The following is a 17,992-nucleotide window of genomic DNA, read 5'->3' on the forward strand; positions in this document are numbered from 1 at the left end:
CGCAAAACCGCTGCACACTTTTGCGCGACATGCTCTAGAAACTAAAGTCGCGCCATCGCCAGGGCATCGACAAAAATGCCGTTTCTGAAGGCGAAGGCGCGGTGCAGGCCCTCCTGCTCGAAGCCGAAGCTCTGATAGAGGCCGATGGCGGCGGCGTTATCCGTGTAAACCGTCAGTTCCAGCCGGGTGATGTTCAGCCAGTTATCGGCAAGATCGATGATTGCCGAGAGCAGCGCCCGGCCAATGCCTCGCCGCTGGAAATCATCATGCACCCCCATGCCGATCGTTGCGACGTGATTGCGGCGACCGGTGAACCGCGTCATGCCGATATCGCCGACGATCTGGCCGTCGATCTCTGCGAGCAGGGTGGTCACTTCCGGGGGCTTTGATTCCAATCGCCTCCGCAGCTCCGCTTCGGTGTGAAAGGGAATTCGCAGGGTTCCCTGTCTGTAACCAGGAAGATTGTGTAATGCAGCCAACCCGCTCGCATCGGCAGGAATACTGGCGCGAATGACGCAGGCGTTGGCACCGGGCTGGGCATGAGAAGGAAAGGCTGACATTCTGGCTCCTTGGAAAAGCCGGAGCAGGTGCCGTGGCAAACCCCGCTGCGGCGGGGTTGCGGGGATAATCGTCTTGCGTCAGCGCATGCGACGATAGCCCCGTCCCCGGACTGGGACGGTGGTCATGGTCACAAGTGTGGAAGACAGATACATCATCATTCGATGATAATGAGATGCCGTTTCAGAATGTCAAGCACGATGGTGGAACCACTTGTCTTGCTGAACGTCTTGTTGCTTCCTGCATATAAAAACGTGTTGAGGAGAGACCGGGGGCTGCCGGTTTGCCGAAGGATATCTTCTCTCACCTGTGACGAAACGGGAGCTTTGCAATGCGCATGATCAAATTGACCGCTGCGGCGGCTGTTCTGTCCGGTCTGTCTTTTCTTCCGGCCCATGCCGATGAAGTGGGTAAGGTGGGCGTGGACTGGGTGGGCAATGACATTGTCGTGGAGGCCGTAACAGATCCCGGCGTCAAGGGCGTGACCTGCCATGTCACCTATTTCGACCGTTCGCTGATCGACCGCCTGCACAAGGGCAACTGGTTTGAAGACCCGTCCAACAACTCCATTGCCTGCCGTCAGACCGGGCCGATCGAGATCGGCGACATCAATCTCTCCAAGGGCGGGGAGGAGGTCTTCAAGCAGGGTCGGTCCCTGATCTGGAAGAGCCTGGTGGTCAACCGCATCTATGACAAGGAGAACGATACGCTGATCTATCTTGCCCATTCGCGGCAGGTGGTGAACGGCTCCGCCAAGATGGCCATCTCGACCGTGCCGCTTTTCAACCAGCAGGTCAGCTGGAAAAACGGCAAGCCTTGATCTTTGGGCTGAAAGCCTGTCTTGCCAACGGTGAAATCTGTTCCCCGTATTTTTCCGGGGGTGCAACCAGGCGAAGAACCAAAAAAGGTCAGAATGCTCCCGGATGTGGACAGGATTTGGCGTATCCTGTCACTTTATGCAAGCTTTGAGATGGTGCAAAGTGGCAATGCATCTTGTGGCGGTGATGATGTCGCTGTCTGCAAGGGCTCTGCCAAGAAAGGTCCGTTCTCCGACGGATCAGGAAAATCGCCCGGACGCCATCCAGGGCGATTTTCATTTTTTGCTTTCAGGATCAATCTTTGCCTGAGACGTGGTGCACAGCCTGTGGGCTTCCCGCTCTTCTTTGGCCCAAAAAAGAAACAATCACCATCGGCGTTGATGCTCAAAGCAAAACGCCGCCGGATCGGGCCATCACTCCGATCCGGACGGTTGATATAAAGGCGTATCCACGCTCTCGCATCAGAGGCGCTTTCAGCGGCCTTCCTGACGTTTGGGAGCGGGGCTGCCGTATCAGGCGGCGTGCGCCAGTTCGTCGGCGATGACCGTGTCCAGGTTGAGGAAGCAGACCATGGACTTTTCCAGCGCCACGATGCCGCGCGAGAAGGCGCGCTGGGCTTCCGGAATGATTTCCGGCGGCGGCTGCAGGTCTTCGCTGCGAATGGTCATCATGTCGGAAACCTGTTCCACCAGCAGGCCGACCAGCTTGCCAGCGATGTCGGTGACGATGATGGCCGAGCGCTCCGACGGTTCCGTCATGCGCATGCCCAGGCGGCAGGCCATGTCGATGACCGGGATCACCGCGCCGCGCAGGTTGATCAGCCCCAGAACATAGGGCGGCGTGTGCGGCATGGGGGTGACGGGCGCCCAGCCGCGAATTTCGCGGATGGCCATGATGTCGATACAGAATTCCTGGTCACCCAGATGGAAGGACACGATTTCCAGATAGGCCCCGGACTGCTTGATGGCATTGCTCATGGTCAAAATTCTTCCCAATGATCCGTTGATGCTGCGGTGGCGGCTGCTGTCGCGGCTCTCGCCGGTGTGGCAGTCCCCTTGGAGAATGCGCCCGCAACCTTGTTCATGAGTTGCTTTGCAGGCGATGGCTTCGGTGCGGAAGCCGCGCTTGCAGGCTGCGGTTTGGCCGTGGCGGGTTTGGCGCCACTGCCGGTCTTGAACTGTCCGACCAGCCTGCCGAGATTTTCGGCGTCGCCGGCCAGTGCATGGCTTGCCGCATTGGTTTCCTCGACCATGGCCGCGTTCTGTTGCGTCACCTGATCCATTTGACCGACGGCGGAATTGATTTCATTCAGTCCCACTGATTGTTCGCGCGCCGAGGTTACGATCGACTTAACATGATCGTTAATTCGTAAAACATCCTCACCAATTCTATGCAGCGCGTCGCCTGCGGCCTTCACAAGGTCCACCCCGGTCAGCACTTCGTCATTGGATTTGCCGACAAGCGTCTTGATATCGCGGGCGGCGTCAGCGGCGCGTCCGGCCAAGGCGCGCACTTCCTGCGCGACAACGGCAAAGCCCTTGCCAGCGTCACCGGCGCGGGCTGCTTCCACACCGGCATTCAGCGCCAGCAGGTTGGTCTGGAAGGCGATCTCGTCAATGGCGTTGATGATCTTGCCGATCTCGCCGGTTGCCGACTGGATGCGCTCCATGGCCGACATGGCTTCGCCGACAACAGTGGCCGATTCCTCGGCATAATCCTTTGCCTTTTCCACCATCTGGCTGGCATGTTCGGCGCGCTCCGCCGATGTGCGCACCGTCTGCGTGACCTGGTTCAGGGCGGCGGAGGTTTCTTCCAGCGAGGCGGCCTGCTGTTCGGTACGGCGCGCCAGATCGTCGGCTGCCACGCGCATTTCGACGCTGTTGGCCAGGATCGAGTGCGAATTGGCGGAGATTTCCGACATGACATTTTTGAGCCGGGTCGTGACCTGGTTGAAGTCGCTCTTCAGGCGCTCCATGTCCTGCGGGAAGGGCTTGTCGATCACCACTTGCAGATCGCCATCGGCAAGGCGGTTCAGCCCGTCGGCCAGGGCCTCTACGGCCGCCTGCATGCGGTCCCGTTCGGCCCGGGTGGCAGATTCACGCTCGCGGACCTCGTTTTCATGCAGACGCAGATTGGCTTCCGCCTCCTGCTCGAGCTTGCGTTTTTCCTTCACGGAATCACGGAAAATTTCCGCCGAACGGGCGATGTCGCCGATTTCGTCGCGCCGTTCGAGCGCGTTGATCGGCGTTTCGTAATCACCGTCGATGATGGATCTGAGGCTGGTGCGCACACCCCGCAGGCCGTTCAGAATGGAGCGCGCGTGCACGAACTGCAAGGCAAGAACGGTCAGGAAGGCCAGCAGGCCAATGGTCAGCTGATAGCTTATGGAGCGGCTGGAAGCGTCGGTGGCTTCATTCACCCTTTGCTCGACCAGCAGGGTGGCGGCATTGGAGAGGTTGCCCAGCAGATCGCCAAGGCGGGTACCGGCGCTGTCAATCACATTGTCGATCCGGTCGTAATCGGCTTCCGGCGCACGGGTTTCGACAAGCCGCTTCAGTTCCACCGAGATTTCCCGGAAAAGACTGGCGCTGTCGGCTTCATACGTCGCCGCTATGGCGGGTTGCCCGATTTCGCCTGCGATCTCCTTGACCAGCGGGGCAGCCTTGGTCAGGGCGCTTCCCGCCGCTGTGATGATCTTTACCCGCTCGGGTTGAATGCTGCCTTCATCCCGGTCGATGATCGTATCCATGGCAGCCAGCGTGAGTTCGCCGTTGGCAAGGCGCAATTCATTGATCGTCTCGAGCTTGGTTTTCAGCATCAGCGCCCGGTGCAGCGAAGCATCCACCTGGCTGCTCTGGTAATAGCCGACTGCCAGCATGGCCGCGATACCGCAAACGGCGGCCCCACCGAGCGTCATCAACCTGCTGCCGACCGAGAGGCCGGCTGCTTTCGTTACATCTGCCATGATCTGCCTCGACCTTTACCCTGTCGCCGGAGCTGCGCAGCGCGCAGCCCAGGCGAATCCCTCGCTCATTAGTGGATTCAAATTCAACCGGAACAAGTTAATCTTCCGCTAAAGTAAGCGTTTATTTTTAGAAATTACTTACGTAGAGGGCTGGTGAGGGGAAAGTGTCCGCGGAGATGAGGCTAGAGCATTTCCAGGAAAAGTGGTAACCGGTTTTCCGTCCGGAAATGCGTAGAAACAAAGAGTTAGAGCGTTTCAATGTTTCCGTGAAACAATGAAACGCTCTATTGTGGAATACATGCAGAAGGACGCCGTGTCGGCGGCATTTTCAGCCTTTTCGGGATCAGTGGTATCAGCCCTGCTGCACGGCCTGGCGATAGAGATGCCAGGTGGCGTGGCCCATCACCGGCAGCGCCAGGAACAGGCCGAGAAAGGCGGGTAGCATGGCGAGTATTGCAGCCAGCGCGATGGTGGCGCCGAAGATGAAGGCTGGCAGCTTGTTTTCCGCCACGAAGCGCAGGCTGGTCATCATGGCGGTGATGAAATCCATGTCCCGGTCGAGCAGCAGCGGCATGGCCAGCACGGTAACGCTGAAAAGAAGGCCGGCGATGACGCCGCCGACGAGGGTGCCGACGGCCAGAAAGGCCATTCCCTGCGGCGCGCCGATCACCAGCGCCAGGAAGCCGGCGAGCGAGGCTGGAATGTGCGAACCGAGAAACAGCACCATTAAAAGTCGCACCTGATAGATCCAGATCCAGAAAATGAACAGCACCACAAAGGCCATCCAGGACAATTGCCGTTCCCGCTGGCGAAAAACCTGTGCCAGCACGGCGCGCCAGCTGATCTCCTCGCCCATCTCATGACGGCGGCTGATCTCATAAAGGCCGACCGCGACGAAGGGACCGATGAGCGGAAAACCGATGGCGACAGGAATGATCAGCCACGGCATGTGCAGCAGCAGCAGACCGTAGACGATGAACAATCCGCCCAGCCCGTAAATGCCGCCAAAGAACAGGCCATAGGCCGGATAAAGCCTGAAATCCCTGTACCCCAGCTGAAAAGCTCGCCACACATCCGAGGCCTTGAGCTTTCTGAGAGTGATCACCTCGGATGTGGAACTGCCTGCTGCCTGATCGCCCATCTTTCCCTCCCAAGAAACCTGGATGACGACATGTTTCACGGATGAGCTTGAACAACTGGTCGGGATTCGTCCTTGATAATCGTCATCTTCACCGGATGGTTGCAATTATTTCTAGCAAAATGCCATGCCGCATGCTCGCCAGGGGCGCCTGTTGGCGCTATGATCGGCCATGAACGCAATTCTGACATCCAGGCGCTTAAGTTTTGGCTTCCTGCTCCTTCTGGCGGTGGCTGTCAGTGCCGCGGGCTTTCTCGGCTGGATCTTTTACGGCGCGGATATGATCCTGACGCTTGCCGCTAACGGCCTTTCCAACTGCTTTTGAGCCGACATGCATCGTGATGGCCTGCGTCCATCTGCTGCAGCGGCTTGCCCTGACATGCAATTGATTTGTGCTTGCCGCTGCTTATCCTGTAGGCGGCAGGAAACGGAATGTGAGACGGTGACATGAAAAAGGTGCGGATCGTATTGTGGGTTCTGGCCATCGCGGCGGCGGGCGTGCTTGGCTATCTCACCCTCGAGATAGGACGCTCCAGCCAGCAGATCTCCGAGGCGCCTTTTGGCGTGCCGTTTCAACTGGTCGATCAGCACGGCCAGCCGATTACCGAGCAGGCCCTGCGCGGCAAGCCCACGGCGCTGTTTTTCGGCTTTACCCATTGCCCTGAAGTCTGCCCCACCACGCTGTTCGAGCTGGATGGCTGGCTGGGCAAGGTCGATCCCGATGGCAAGAAGCTGAACGCCTATTTCGTGACTGTCGATCCCGAGCGCGACACGCCGGATATTCTCAACCAGTATGTCTCAAACGTTTCGAAGCGCATCACCGCCATTGGTGGTGCGCCCGACAAGGTCATGGACATGGTCAAGGGCTTCCGCGTCTATGCCAAGAAGGTACCGGTGGACGAGAAGAACCCCAATGGCGATTACACCATGGATCATACCGCCTCCGTCTTCCTGCTGGATGGCGAGGGCCGCTTCAAGGGCACCATTGCTTACGGCGAAAATCCGGATGTGGCGGTGAAGAAGCTGGAAAATCTGGCCAAGGGTTGATACCGCCGCTGCTCTGTTGCATTGGCGTGTGAGCCGGTGTAGCGGAAACCTGTTTTTTCCGAAGGAATGATGCGTCCGTGAGCGAAATCCGTCTTTTTGTCACCACCACCGAAGTGGATGCCAACCACATCCTCGATCTGATGAGCTTTGCCTTCGGCGAAGAGGATCTGGCCATTGCCACGACGGAAATCGATGAAAAGCGGGATATCTGGCAGGCGTCCGTTTATTTAATGGCCGATCAGGAAGCTGAGGTCGAAGAGCGGATGACCGCGCTTCTGGCCGAAGAATACCCACATCTGCCGCTTGAGCGCGAAGTCATTCCCGATATCGACTGGATCGCCAAATCGCTGGAAGGGCTGACGCCGGTCAGGGCAGGGCGCTTCATGGTGCATGGCTCGCATGATCGTGACAAGGTTCGCCCGCATGACCTTGCTATCGAAATCGATGCCGGCCAAGCTTTCGGCACAGGCCATCACGGCACCACGGCCGGATGCCTGGAAATGATAGACAGCCTGCTCAAGGTGCGCAAGCCGCGCAACGCGCTGGATCTGGGCACGGGTAGCGGTGTTCTGGCGATTGCCGTGCGCAAATTGGCGCCAGTGCCGGTGCTGGCCACCGATATCGATCCGATTGCCGTGCGCGTGGCGGAAGAAAACGCCATCCGCAACGGCGTGCCGCACGGCATTGAGTTTCGCACCGCGCCGGGCTTTCACTCCACGGCCTTTCGGGAATTCGGGCCTTTCGAGCTGATCATCGCCAATATTCTGGCGAGACCGCTGATGAAGATGGCGCCGCAACTGGTGCACAACCTTGCGCCGGGTGGCTCCGTCATCCTGTCCGGGATTCTCGCTTCGCAGCGCTGGAAGGTGATTGCCGCCTATAAGGGGGCGGGCGTTCGGCATGTGCGCACGCTCTGGCGCAATGGCTGGGTCACGATCCATCTTCAATGAGAGATTATTGCTGCGACGCAGCAGTGCAGCGTCAGCATGGCTACTTATGCCGCAGCCATAAAAAGCAAAAGGCGGCACCGCCGTTGCCGCCTCTGCCTTGATCAGGTCGCCCTGATCACCCGCGAGCCGTGGGAGGTCGGCTCAAGCGGGCTCGAAAATGTCTCTGGGAAAATGTCCGGAAGGCTCAGAGAGCCATCATGACGCCGTTGTTGCGCACGGTGCCGGGGCGGGTGGACGAAGCCAGAATATCCCGGGACAGCGAGGAGGCGCCAGCAAGACCGATGCGGCCAATCTGACGGCCGAGCGACGGGGCGCGGGTCGGTTCAGTGGTGCGGATCTGGCTGGTCATTGTCTGTCTCACGGGTTCGATGTGTTTCGTTGCGGCGCTTCTAACCTTTCATGTCGTTTTTGGGCAGAGGGAAATGCGGTATGGGAGCTATGCGTCCAGTGCAGGGATTTATCCCGGTCCTTCACCAATCTGGACAAAAAAACGTCACAAAGCGCCCAGGCTTGGCTGTTTGATGGTAGCGAGCCGGGAGGAGCGTCCGCAAATACGCGCTGTCATTCGCGGGACAGGCTGGTATATCTGTGAGTGGGAAATGTCCTTCCGGGAAGCGATCTTGCCTTTCCCCGACATCCATCATGCCAATCAGCCAGAGCGGAATCATGTTTCAATCCTTCGATGTCACCTCCACCCCGCAATTCGGCCGCGAGCGCGTTACAGCGCTTCGTAGCCGTTTCCAGCCCCTCGGCATTGACGGGTTTCTTCTGCCGCGTGCCGATGAATACCAGGGAGAATATGTCCCGGCGTCTGCTGAGCGCATTTCCTGGCTGACAGGCTTTACCGGCTCTGCCGGTGAGGTGCTGGTGACGGCCAGCGAGGCGGTGGTGTTCGTGGATGGCCGCTATGTCACGCAGGTGCGCCAGCAGGTGGATCTTTCGGTGTTCACCCCCGGCGATCTGATCGGTGAGCCGCCCGCGAAATGGATCGTTGCCCATCTGCCCAAGGGCTTTCGTCTGGGCATCGATCCGTGGATGCACACCAGCGCCCAAGTGAGCCGGTTGGAAAAGGCGCTGAAGGAGATCGATGGCAAGCTGGTGCTGGTGCCGGAAAATCCGCTGGATGCGGTATGGACCGACCGCCCCGCCGAGCCGCTGGGGCCGGTTTCGATCCAGCCCGTTTCCGCCGCCGGGATCGAGGCGAAGGAGAAGATCGCGACTATTGCCGAGGATCTGAAGGCGCGCGATCTGGCCGCCGTGTTGATCACTGACCCCTCTTCGGTGGCGTGGATTTTCAATATTCGCGGGCAGGACGTGCCGCACACGCCGCATCCGCTGTCGCGCGCCATTATCCATGCCGATGGCCGGGCCGATCTCTTTCTCGATGGCCGAAAGATTTCCGGCGAGGTGGCGGATTATCTCAAGACGATTGCGACTATCCGCGAGCCCGGTGCGTTTACCGGCATTCTTGGCGGGCTTGCCGCCGAGGGCCTGCGCATTCTGGTTGATCCCGATCTGGCGCCTGCGGCACTTTCGTTGTTGATTGTTGCCCGTGGCGGGCGGCTGGTCGATGGCAATGATCCCGCCAAGCTTGGTCGTGCGGTCAAGAACAAGGTGGAGCTTTCCGGCTCGGCAAGTGCGCATGTGCAGGACGGCGTTGCCGTGGTGGAATTCTTAAGCTGGCTTGATGCGCAGCCTGCGGGCAGCCTGACGGAAATTGCCGCGACCAAAGCACTGGAGGCGGCGCGAGAACGGGTGGGCACGCGCCTGCAAAACCCGCTCAAGGACATTTCCTTCGATACCATTGCCGGTGCCGGTGAACATGCCGCCATCATGCATTACCGGGTCACCACCGAAAGCGACCGCGCCATCCATGATGGCGAAATGTTCCTGATCGATTCGGGCGCGCAATATGTGACCGGCACCACCGATATTACCCGCACGGTCGCCATCGGCACGGTGCCGGAGGAGCAGCGGCGCTTCTTCACCCTGGCGCTGAAGGGCATGATCGCTATCAGCACCGCCCGCTTTCCCAAGGGGACGCGTGGCTGCGATCTCGATCCGCTGGCACGGATTGCGCTCTGGAAGGCAGGGGCGGATTTTGCCCACGGCACCGGCCACGGCGTCGGCTCCTATCTTTCGGTGCATGAAGGGCCGCAGCGGATTTCCCGCGTGTCCACGCAGGAATTGCTGCCGGGCATGATCCTCTCCAACGAGCCGGGCTATTACCGCCCCGGCCATTTCGGCATCCGGATCGAAAATCTGATTTATGTCCGCGATCTTGAGCCCGTGGAGGGCGGCGATCAGGACATGATGAGCTTCGAAACGCTGACCTTCGTGCCGATCGACCGCAAGCTGATCGCAGATGACCTGCTGACCCGCGAGGAACTGCGCTGGCTGGATGATTATCATGCCCGCACCCGCGATCTGCTGATGCCGTTGATGGAGGATGATGCCGCCCGGCAATGGCTGATCGCCGCGACGGAACCGCTGGCGAAACTGGCCTGAGAGCGGTGGGCCAAAATGGTTAAAAAGGCGCGTGGCGGATCACTATCGCCGCGCCCCAACCCATCAGCAGCATGGGAATGATGGAAAAGCGCAGGCCTGCGGCAAGGCCGATGAGCATCGCGATTTTCACATCCATGCCGCCCATGAAAAAGGCGGGCGCAACCAGTGTGGTCAGCACCGCTGCGGGCACGGCATTGAGTGCGGCTTCGGCCCGGGGTGGCAGGGAGCGGATGCGGCTGATCACCAGATACCCGCCCGCACGGGTAAGATAGGTGGCAATGGCCGCCGCCAGGATGATCATCACCATATGTGGATCGAGCGTCATTCTGCGGCCTCCGGCACGGCTTGCGATTGATCTTCGCGCGGCTGGACCGGCAGCAATGCGGCGGTGGCAATACCCGCCAGCGCCCCCAGGCTGACATGCCAGGGCGCGCCCACCAGCTTCATAGCGATCACCGATGCCACAGCACTGACCGCCGCGACGGGAAGAAAATTGGCCCGGCGGCGAAAACCGAGAAGGCTTCCCATGAAATAGACCGGCAGCAGCACATCGAGGCCGAGAGATTTCGGATCCCCCATCATCGCGCTGAACAGCGCGCCCAGCGTGGTAAAGCCAACCCACGGAATATAGATGGCCAGCCCGAAGCCGAAATACCAGCCGAAGGAGACAGGCCCCGTTGCCTCGCTGCGCTTCACCGTTTCGGCAAATTGCGGATCGGTGAGCAGGAAGAAGGAGAGGGCCTTCTGCACCCCGTTCATCCGCGAAAAATGCGGGCCGATGGCGGCGGAATAGAGGATATGCCGGAAATTGACGGCAAAGACCGAGAGCACGATAAGCCATGCAGGCACGTTGTGGCCGAAAAGCTCAATGCCTACCAACTGGCTGGCGCCGGCAAAAATCGTGGCGCTGGTCAGCGTCGCTTCCGCGACCGTCTGGCCATTGGCGGCTGCCACCGCGCCGAACAGGGCAGCAAAGGGCAGGGTGGACAGGCTGATCGCCACGCTCTGCCGCGCCCCTTGAAGAAATTGCGTCATAGGAAAAGTCCGCCTTTGCCTTATGAGGTACGTCAGTTCATTCGCATAAACAAACCAATTTCGCTGATGAAGCGTTCAGTTGCGTTTATGCAAGCCTGACCTGTGCCATGGCAGAGGGGTGCGGTCTTGATGAAAATGCGCGTTGGTCTAGGGTGTGTGGACATTCGCCCTTGAGCGGGCTGCAAACGGCAATTTCCTGCGCTTACCTAGGCTCATGTACTCAAGTACGACTTAAGCTCCGGTTCTCGAAAATCACCGTTTTCGCCACGCCCGAAGCCGAATGTCCACACACCCTACAGCGCCGTGCGTTTTATCAAACGTATAAAGGACGCTGTACGTCTTTAGAGCATAATCCGACCGGAGTGAAACGAGGATCGACAAGATTATGCTTCAAAAATAAAATGTTAGAGCGCCGATCTGATTCAATCAGATCGGCGCTCTAAATCTGATGCACAATGATCAGGTCTTTCGCGGCTGAAACGTATGTTCTGGACCGGGAAAGCTGCGCTCGCGCACCTCGCGGGCATAATCTTCTGCGGCTTGCGAAATCGTGCCCGCCAGTTCGGCATAATGTTTTACGAAGCGGGGTTTGAACTGATTGAACAGGCCCAGCATGTCGTCAGACACCAGGATCTGACCATCGCAAGCGGGCGAGGCGCCGATGCCGATGGTGGGGCAGGCGAGTTCGCCGGATATGGCGCGGGCCAGCGGCTCCACCGTTCCTTCGATGACGAGGGCGAAAGCCCCGGCATCGCCAATGGCCTTGGCGTCATGGCGGATTTTCGTGGCTTCCGCCTCGCTATGGCCCTTGGAGCGATAGCCGCCGGAGGTGTTGACCTGTTGCGGCATCAGGCCGACATGGCCCAGCACCGGCACGCCGCGTTCGGTGAGAAAAGCCACCGTCTCCGCCATTTCCGTGCCGCCTTCCAGCTTGATGCCATCGCAGCCGGTTTCCTTCATGATGCGGGCGGCATTGCGAAAAGCCTGTTCCTTCGATTCCTGATAGGAGCCGAAGGGCATGTCCATAATGACGCAAGCCTGGCTTACGCCGCGTAAGACAGCTTGCCCATGGGCAATCATCATCTCCATGGTGACGCTGACGGTGCTGTCCAGCCCGTAAAGCACCATGCCGAGGCTGTCGCCCACCAGCAGAAGATCGCAATGCGGATCCAGCAGCCGAGCAATCGGCGTGGTGTAGGCGGTCAGCGAGACGATCGGACGCTTACCCTTGAGGGCGGTGATGTCGGCGGGCGTGAAGCGCTTCTGGCGGGGCGGCGTGCTCATGCGGCGGCATCCTTGTTTGCGTGCAGGCGGATCACCCGGTTATCCAGAAGTTTGGTCGTGCCCAACCTAACGTAAAGCAGCAGCAGAAAGCTGCCGTCCAGCAGGTCGAGTGGCATCAGCGTGTCGGGGTGGCGCACGGCCACCACGTCGGGCTCGGCCAGCGGTTCGCGGCGAATGAAATCCCGGATCGCCTCTTCCATCGCCCCGGCATCGGTCAACCCTTGAGAAAATAGCCTTGCTGCCTCCTCCAGCGCCTTCGGCACGATCACGGCTGCCTGCCGCTCATTTGCAGAGAGATAGACATTGCGGGACGAGCAGGCGAGACCATCCGCCTCGCGCACCGTCGGCACGGCCACGACGTGCACCGGCTGGGCAAGATCCTCCACCATGCGGCGGATAATGGCGACCTGCTGATAATCCTTCTCACCGAAATAGGCCGCATCCGGCTGCACGATGTTGAACAGCTTGGTGACGACGGTCGCCACACCGGCAAAATGGCCGGGCCTTGCCTCGCCCTCAAGCTGGTTGCCGAGCAAGGGCACATCCACCACCGTTTCCATCGGGCGCGGATACATGTCGGCAACATCTGGCGCAAAGAGAAAATCAACGCCAGCGGCGGTGAGCAGGGCGCTGTCGCGGGCCAGATCGCGCGGGTAGCGGTCGAGATCCTCGTTCTTGCCGAATTGCAGCGGATTGACGAAGATCGAGACGACGCTCACATCGTTCTCTGCCCGGGCCTTGCGCACCAGCGTCAGATGCCCTTCGTGCAGATAGCCCATGGTCGGCACGAAACCGATATGTCTGCCTTCCCGCCGATGCGGAGCAAGCGCCTCGCGCAATGCGGCGATGGTGGTGATGGTCTGCATGTCGCGGCTTCCTCCCCGAAACTCGCCGTCGTGATAATCGGGCGGGGCCGGGAAATCAATCAGGCACTTGCCCGGGAGAAAGTGCATCTATTCAAGCAGGCTTCTGCTGGTGATGAGATCGACACCGGCGTCGCGCATTTCGGCCAGCGCTGCATCCACCGTCAGCGGATCGATGCCCCGGCAGCCATCCATGATCAGCCGAACCTTCACGCCCGGCAGCATGTCCAGCGCGTCGAGGGCCGAGAATTTTACGCAGTAATCGGTAGCAAGGCCCATGATGTCCAGCAGCGTCACACCCTTTTCCGTCAGTTGGGCGGCAAGACCTGTCAGTGCGGACTTATCATTGTCGCGAAAGGCGGAGTAGCTGTCCACGGCGGGATTGGTGCCCTTCTGCTGGATGATCCCGATCCGCTCCACATCAAGATCGGGATGAAAGGCGGCATCCGCCGTGCCCTGCACGCAATGGTCCGGCCACATCATTTGCGGCTTGCCGGAAAGCTCGCCCATCTCGAAGGGATGGCGGCCGGGATGCTGCGAGGCGAAACTGCCGTGATTGTGGGGATGCCAATCCTGCGAGGCGGCGATCAGATCATAGCCGCCATGCGCCATCAACGCATTGGCCACCGGCACCACGGCATCGCCCTCCGGAACCGGAAGATTGCCGCCGGGGCAGAAACCGTTCTGGATATCGATCAGCAGCAGGGCGCGGGTCATGGTCTTCCTTTTCCGCCGGAATTCGGCCTTGGCAAGTCGGATGCGTCGTTTGCAAAGTGGCAAAGCGGCCGGGTGAGTTCAAGAGGGCGGGGAGTTCAAGGGGCTGGCATGGATCTTGCTGCTTCGTTCACGCGTCTGTCTTTTTCTCAAAACAATCGGCACCTGCGGTTTTAAACGGCAGGATGTGCCGCAATTGCAATCCAAAGACGCAAGGAGAGATGATGGATATTCAAACGCTTCTGACCTTCGCTCTGGCTTTCTTCGTTTTTGCCGCAAGTCCCGGCCCCGATAACCTGACCATCCTTTCCAAAACCGTGTCCAATGGGCCGGCGCATGGTATCGCTTATGGGGTAGGGGTTGTTACCAGCATCGTGCTGTTTGTCATCATGGCGGCCATCGGCTTCAACGCGCTCTCGCAATACATGAATGAAAACCTGCGCGTCATTCAGTATGCCGGTGCATGCTACCTGATCTATACCGGCGTGATGATGTGGCGGGCGAATCCCGTCTTGCAGCCTCGGTCCCTGCGCGGCGGGCTGCCGCGCCTGTTTTTTACCGGCTTCGTGCTGAATGTTTCCAATCCGAAAATGCCGGTGTTCTATCTTGCCCTTCTGCCGGGCGTTCTTGGCCTTCGCCCGCTGGGCCTTGTCGATACGCTGGAGCTTCTGGCCGTGATCGGGCTGGTTGAAACCGTGGTCATCGGGGGGCATGTGCTTCTGGCTTGCAAAGCCAAGGCCGCACTCGGCACGCCGCGCAACATAAGGCGGCTCAATCGCGGGGCCGGAACGCTGATGGTCGGTGCGGGTGTCCTGGTTGCCAGCCGATGATCACCTCCCGAAAATAATAGATTTTGTTATGGAACAAAACGACGTGCAGCCCGTTTGCAGATTACGCGCGTCGTTACCATCGTCGTTTACGGATGAAGATCATTGGTGATCGGAAGCCGCAGGGGAGAAGGTCGGTTTTCGGCGTGTGTCCCTGTTCTTCCCAACACAGTGGATTTCGGAATGATCCTCACCCTGACTGTTATCGTTTTTGCCGTGATCGGGCTCGTGCTCGGCGGTGGCGGCGCTTATCTTCTTTCGCTCGGCGGCAGCCCTTTTTATCTCGTGGCCGGGCTGGTTTTTCTGGCAACAGGCCTGTTGCTTGCCCTTCGGCGCAGTTCCGCGCTCTGGCTCTATGGCCTTTTCATTCTCGGCTGCCTTGCCTGGGCCGTTTCCGAGGTGGGGTTTGACTGGTGGCAGCTCGGCACGCGCGGCGGTCTGGTCATCGTGCTCGGCTTCGTGCTGTTGCTCCCCGCCGTGCGCCGCCGCCTGGGTCCACTGCACCGGCGGGAAGGCGGTATCAGCGCCAGCGCCTGGCCTGTGGCGCTGCCCGTGCTGATCGCACTGATCGTTGCCGGTTATTCGATCACGCAGGACCCCTATGACAAGGTGGGCTCGCTTGATCTGAAAACTGCCTCGGCTACGCCGAGCTATGGCGGCAATGTGCCGGACGGGGAATGGCATCAATATGGCCGAACCCCCTATGGCCAGCGCTATTCGCCGCTCAACCAGATCACGCCGGATAACGTCAAGACGCTGAAGACCGCCTGGACCTTCGAGACCGGAGACGTGAAACAGCCCGGCGATGTGGGCGAGACCACCTATCAGGTCACGCCGCTGAAGGTAGGGGATACGCTTTATCTCTGCACGCCGCATAATTGGGCAATTGCGGTGGATGCTGCCACCGGCAAGCAGAAATGGAAATATGACCCCAATGTCGGCCTCAATCCTGACCGTCAGCACCAGACCTGCCGTGGTGTGACCTATTACAAGGATCAGGCGGCACCTGCCGGTGCGCCCTGCGCAGAGCGGGTCTATCTGCCCACTTCCGATGCACGGCTGATTGCGCTGGACGCCAGAAACGGCTCTGTCTGTGAAGGCTTTGCCGATCGCGGCGTGCTGCATCTGGAACAGGGCATGCCTTATAATCCGGCGGGCTATTACTACTCCACCTCACCGCCGGTCATTGCCGCGGGCAAGATCATCATCGGCGGGGCGGTCAACGACAATTATTCCATCCACGAGCAATCCGGGGTTATCCGGGCCTTTGACGTGAACACTGGTGCGCTCGTGTGGAACTGGGACAGTGGCAATCCGACGGAAACCACGCCCCTGCCGCCGGGCAAGACCTATACGGTCAATTCTCCTAATAGCTGGTCGGTATTTGCCGTGGATGAGCAGCTTGGCCTTGTCTATATCCCGCTCGGCAATCAGGTGCCGGACCAGATCGGCATTGGCCGCAGCGCCAATGTGGAGAAATATTCCGCAGGCGTGGTGGCGCTGGATGTGAATTCCGGCAAGGACCGCTGGATGCAGCAGTTCGTCCACCACGATCTCTGGGATATGGACGTGCCCGCCCAGCCGGTGCTGCTGGACCTGACGCGCGATGGCGCGACCATTCCCGCACTGGTGCAGGTAACGAAGCAGGGCGATGTCTACGTGCTGGACCGCCGCACGGGTCAGCCGATCATTCCCGTCAAGGAATTGCCGGCAGCGCCCAGTACCATTCCGGGGGAGAAGGCTTCTCCCACCCAGCCTATCTCCGGGCTTACCTTCCGTCCGCCGAAGATGGAAGAGCGCAATATGTGGGGCGTGAGCCTGATCGACCAGATGGTCTGCCGCATCAAGTTCCACCAGTTGCGCTATGAGGGGCAGTATACCCCGCCCTCGCTGGAAGGCTCGATCATTTACCCTGGCAATTTCGGCACGTTCAACTGGGGCTCTGTCGCCGTCGATCCGGAAAAGCAGGTGATGTTCGGCATGCCGACCTATCTGGCCTTTACCTCCCGGCTGGTGCCGCGCGATCAGGTGCCGCCGAAGGGGCAGGATGAGAAGGGCTCGGAACAGGGGCTGAACCGCAATGATGGCGCGCCCTACGGCGTCTATATGGGGCCGTTCCTGTCGCCGCTTGGCATTCCCTGCCAGGCGCCGCCATGGGGCTATGTGACCGGTGTGGATCTGAAGACCGGCGAGATCGCCTATAAGCATCGCAACGGCACCGTTTATGACATGACGCCGCTGCCCTTGCCCTTCAAGGTGGGCGTACCGGGCATTGGCGGCCCGATGATCACCAAGGGCGGCGTCGCCTTCCTCGGTGCTGCAGTCGATAATTATCTGCGGGCCTACAATCTTGCCGATGGCACGGAGCTGTGGAAGGCACGGCTTCCCGCCGGTGGTCAGGCGACACCCATGACCTATGAGCTGAACGGCAAGCAATATGTGGTGATGGTGGCCGGCGGTCACGGCTCCATCGGCACCAAGCCGGGGGATTATGTGATCGCCTATACCTTGCCCTGACCGGATGGCATCCGGTTTTCAAAAACCCGATGCCATCCGGAAAAAAGTTACGAGGAAGCGGACCCCTTCATGCCCTTTGTGGCGGGAGGGGTCTTCTTTTGGCACAGAATTGTGAACGGCGACCTGGGGCTATTTATCGGTCAACGGTTTTATATGTCTCTGAATTCGGTAGGTTTTTAGAAGCAGAATCGCTGTTTGGGTGCGTGTTTTAGGTGAAGGTTTACGCTCAATTGCCTTCCGTTACGGCAACCAAACCTTAACCATGCAAGGCTTAAAACCGAATCACTCTGTTTGAAGGATGGTTCGCATGACTAACACTGCCGCCAAGCTCCAGCCCGCTCCGGCCACGCTCGCCTTTTTTCCGCTTGCAAGCCGCCGTCAACTGGTGCGCAGCGCCGCCCGCGAACTGAACAGCCTTCACGGTGAAGAGGCCAATACCTATTGGCGTACCACCTGCAAGAAGCTTGGCGCCGAACTGCTGGACCTCGGCTGCCCGGCAGACGCCATGCGCGAAGAGATCATCGAATTTCAGGAAGCCGTGCAGATGGAACTGATGTGGCTGCACCGCGAGGCCGCAAGGGTTTAAACCCGATTTGCAACCTGGTGAGAGTGCTTTCCTTTTTCTGCCAGCACTCCATGAAGAACCTCTCTGCGCCATATAGGGCGCAGAGAGGTTCTTCATGGAGCTTATTGTGTCTGCCTACTGCATAATTCCTTAAATCGATATTGATTTAAAGAACTATGAAATGGCATTTTTTCTCCAAGCAT

At 59.5% G+C, this 17,992-nt stretch carries 19 protein-coding genes; 9 read left to right on the forward strand and 10 right to left on the reverse strand.

Annotated elements, in window-relative coordinates; translation table 11 throughout:
- Positions 1-41: 41 nt before the first annotated feature.
- Positions 42-560, reverse strand: a complete 519-nt coding sequence (locus QO005_RS05655; protein ID WP_307157009.1) for a GNAT family N-acetyltransferase — start codon at positions 558-560, stop codon at positions 42-44.
- Positions 561-889: 329 nt separating this feature from the next.
- Between QO005_RS05655 and QO005_RS05660 the strand changes: the two genes are divergently transcribed.
- Positions 890-1,378 (forward strand): CreA family protein, encoded by a 489-nt coding sequence (locus tag QO005_RS05660; RefSeq protein WP_370878003.1) that lies wholly within the window; start codon positions 890-892, stop codon positions 1,376-1,378.
- A 21-nt stretch (positions 1,379-1,399) separates the two neighbouring features.
- Positions 1,400-1,816, forward strand: a complete 417-nt coding sequence (locus tag QO005_RS05665) for a hypothetical protein (RefSeq protein ID WP_307157010.1) — start codon at positions 1,400-1,402, stop codon at positions 1,814-1,816.
- A gap of 72 nt (positions 1,817-1,888) precedes the next feature.
- Here the strand turns inward: QO005_RS05665 and QO005_RS05670 are convergent, their stop codons facing one another.
- From QO005_RS05670 to QO005_RS05680, 3 genes are all read right to left on the reverse strand, one after another.
- Entirely contained in the window at positions 1,889-2,353 is a 465-nt protein-coding gene (locus QO005_RS05670; protein ID WP_307157011.1) for a chemotaxis protein CheW, read from the reverse strand.
- A gap of 2 nt (positions 2,354-2,355) precedes the next feature.
- The gene (locus QO005_RS05675; protein WP_307157012.1) at positions 2,356-4,341 is read right to left on the reverse strand and encodes a methyl-accepting chemotaxis protein; all 1,986 of its coding nucleotides are present in this window, start codon (positions 4,339-4,341) and stop codon (positions 2,356-2,358) included.
- A gap of 352 nt (positions 4,342-4,693) precedes the next feature.
- Positions 4,694-5,482: a DUF2189 domain-containing protein gene (locus tag QO005_RS05680; protein WP_307157013.1), complete on the reverse strand. Its 789-nt coding sequence runs from the start codon at positions 5,480-5,482 to the stop codon at positions 4,694-4,696.
- 169 nt (positions 5,483-5,651) lie between these two features.
- Between QO005_RS05680 and QO005_RS05685 the strand changes: the two genes are divergently transcribed.
- From QO005_RS05685 to QO005_RS05695, 3 genes are all read left to right on the forward strand, one after another.
- Positions 5,652-5,804 (forward strand): hypothetical protein, encoded by a 153-nt coding sequence (locus QO005_RS05685; RefSeq protein WP_307157014.1) that lies wholly within the window; start codon positions 5,652-5,654, stop codon positions 5,802-5,804.
- Between the two features lie 122 nt (positions 5,805-5,926).
- Positions 5,927-6,526 (forward strand): SCO family protein, encoded by a 600-nt coding sequence (locus QO005_RS05690; RefSeq protein ID WP_307157015.1) that lies wholly within the window; start codon positions 5,927-5,929, stop codon positions 6,524-6,526.
- A gap of 77 nt (positions 6,527-6,603) precedes the next feature.
- On the forward strand, positions 6,604-7,476 hold the full coding sequence (locus tag QO005_RS05695) for a 50S ribosomal protein L11 methyltransferase (RefSeq protein WP_307157016.1): 873 nt from the start codon (positions 6,604-6,606) through the stop codon (positions 7,474-7,476).
- 184 nt (positions 7,477-7,660) lie between these two features.
- On the opposite strand, the gene QO005_RS05700 is transcribed toward QO005_RS05695, so the two are convergent.
- A complete protein-coding gene (locus QO005_RS05700) occupies positions 7,661-7,825 on the reverse strand; it encodes a hypothetical protein (protein ID WP_307157017.1) in 165 nt (54 codons plus the stop codon).
- A gap of 317 nt (positions 7,826-8,142) precedes the next feature.
- Between QO005_RS05700 and QO005_RS05705 the strand changes: the two genes are divergently transcribed.
- Positions 8,143-9,984 (forward strand): aminopeptidase P family protein, encoded by a 1,842-nt coding sequence (locus QO005_RS05705; RefSeq protein ID WP_307157018.1) that lies wholly within the window; start codon positions 8,143-8,145, stop codon positions 9,982-9,984.
- Between the two features lie 19 nt (positions 9,985-10,003).
- On the opposite strand, the gene QO005_RS05710 is transcribed toward QO005_RS05705, so the two are convergent.
- From QO005_RS05710 to pncA, 5 genes are all read right to left on the reverse strand, one after another.
- Positions 10,004-10,309 (reverse strand): AzlD family protein, encoded by a 306-nt coding sequence (locus tag QO005_RS05710; protein ID WP_307157019.1) that lies wholly within the window; start codon positions 10,307-10,309, stop codon positions 10,004-10,006.
- The gene (locus QO005_RS05715) at positions 10,306-11,019 is read right to left on the reverse strand and encodes an AzlC family ABC transporter permease (RefSeq protein ID WP_307157020.1); all 714 of its coding nucleotides are present in this window, start codon (positions 11,017-11,019) and stop codon (positions 10,306-10,308) included. Before QO005_RS05715 ends, QO005_RS05710 begins: the two co-directional genes overlap by 4 nt.
- 459 nt (positions 11,020-11,478) lie before the next feature.
- The gene (gene panB, locus QO005_RS05720) at positions 11,479-12,303 is read right to left on the reverse strand and encodes a 3-methyl-2-oxobutanoate hydroxymethyltransferase (protein ID WP_307157021.1); all 825 of its coding nucleotides are present in this window, start codon (positions 12,301-12,303) and stop codon (positions 11,479-11,481) included.
- Complete coding sequence (gene panC / locus QO005_RS05725; protein WP_307157022.1) at positions 12,300-13,169, reverse strand: pantoate--beta-alanine ligase; 870 nt, start codon at positions 13,167-13,169, stop codon at positions 12,300-12,302. Before panC ends, panB begins: the two co-directional genes overlap by 4 nt.
- Before the next feature lie 87 nt (positions 13,170-13,256).
- A complete protein-coding gene (pncA, locus tag QO005_RS05730; RefSeq protein WP_307157024.1) occupies positions 13,257-13,883 on the reverse strand; it encodes a bifunctional nicotinamidase/pyrazinamidase in 627 nt (208 codons plus the stop codon).
- A gap of 218 nt (positions 13,884-14,101) precedes the next feature.
- Between pncA and QO005_RS05735 the strand changes: the two genes are divergently transcribed.
- From QO005_RS05735 to QO005_RS05745, 3 genes are all read left to right on the forward strand, one after another.
- Positions 14,102-14,710 (forward strand): LysE family translocator, encoded by a 609-nt coding sequence (locus QO005_RS05735; protein WP_307157025.1) that lies wholly within the window; start codon positions 14,102-14,104, stop codon positions 14,708-14,710.
- 180 nt (positions 14,711-14,890) lie between these two features.
- Positions 14,891-17,224 (forward strand): glucose/quinate/shikimate family membrane-bound PQQ-dependent dehydrogenase, encoded by a 2,334-nt coding sequence (locus tag QO005_RS05740; protein WP_307157026.1) that lies wholly within the window; start codon positions 14,891-14,893, stop codon positions 17,222-17,224.
- A gap of 307 nt (positions 17,225-17,531) precedes the next feature.
- Positions 17,532-17,810 carry a DUF6074 family protein gene (locus tag QO005_RS05745; RefSeq protein ID WP_307157027.1) on the forward strand — a complete coding sequence of 93 codons (279 nt, stop codon included), beginning with the start codon at positions 17,532-17,534 and terminating at the stop codon, positions 17,808-17,810.
- The last annotated feature ends 182 nt before the right edge of the window (positions 17,811-17,992 follow it).

The organism is Allorhizobium paknamense, from assembly GCF_030815125.1.
GTDB classification, from domain to species: Bacteria; Pseudomonadota; Alphaproteobacteria; order Rhizobiales; family Rhizobiaceae; genus Allorhizobium; species Allorhizobium paknamense.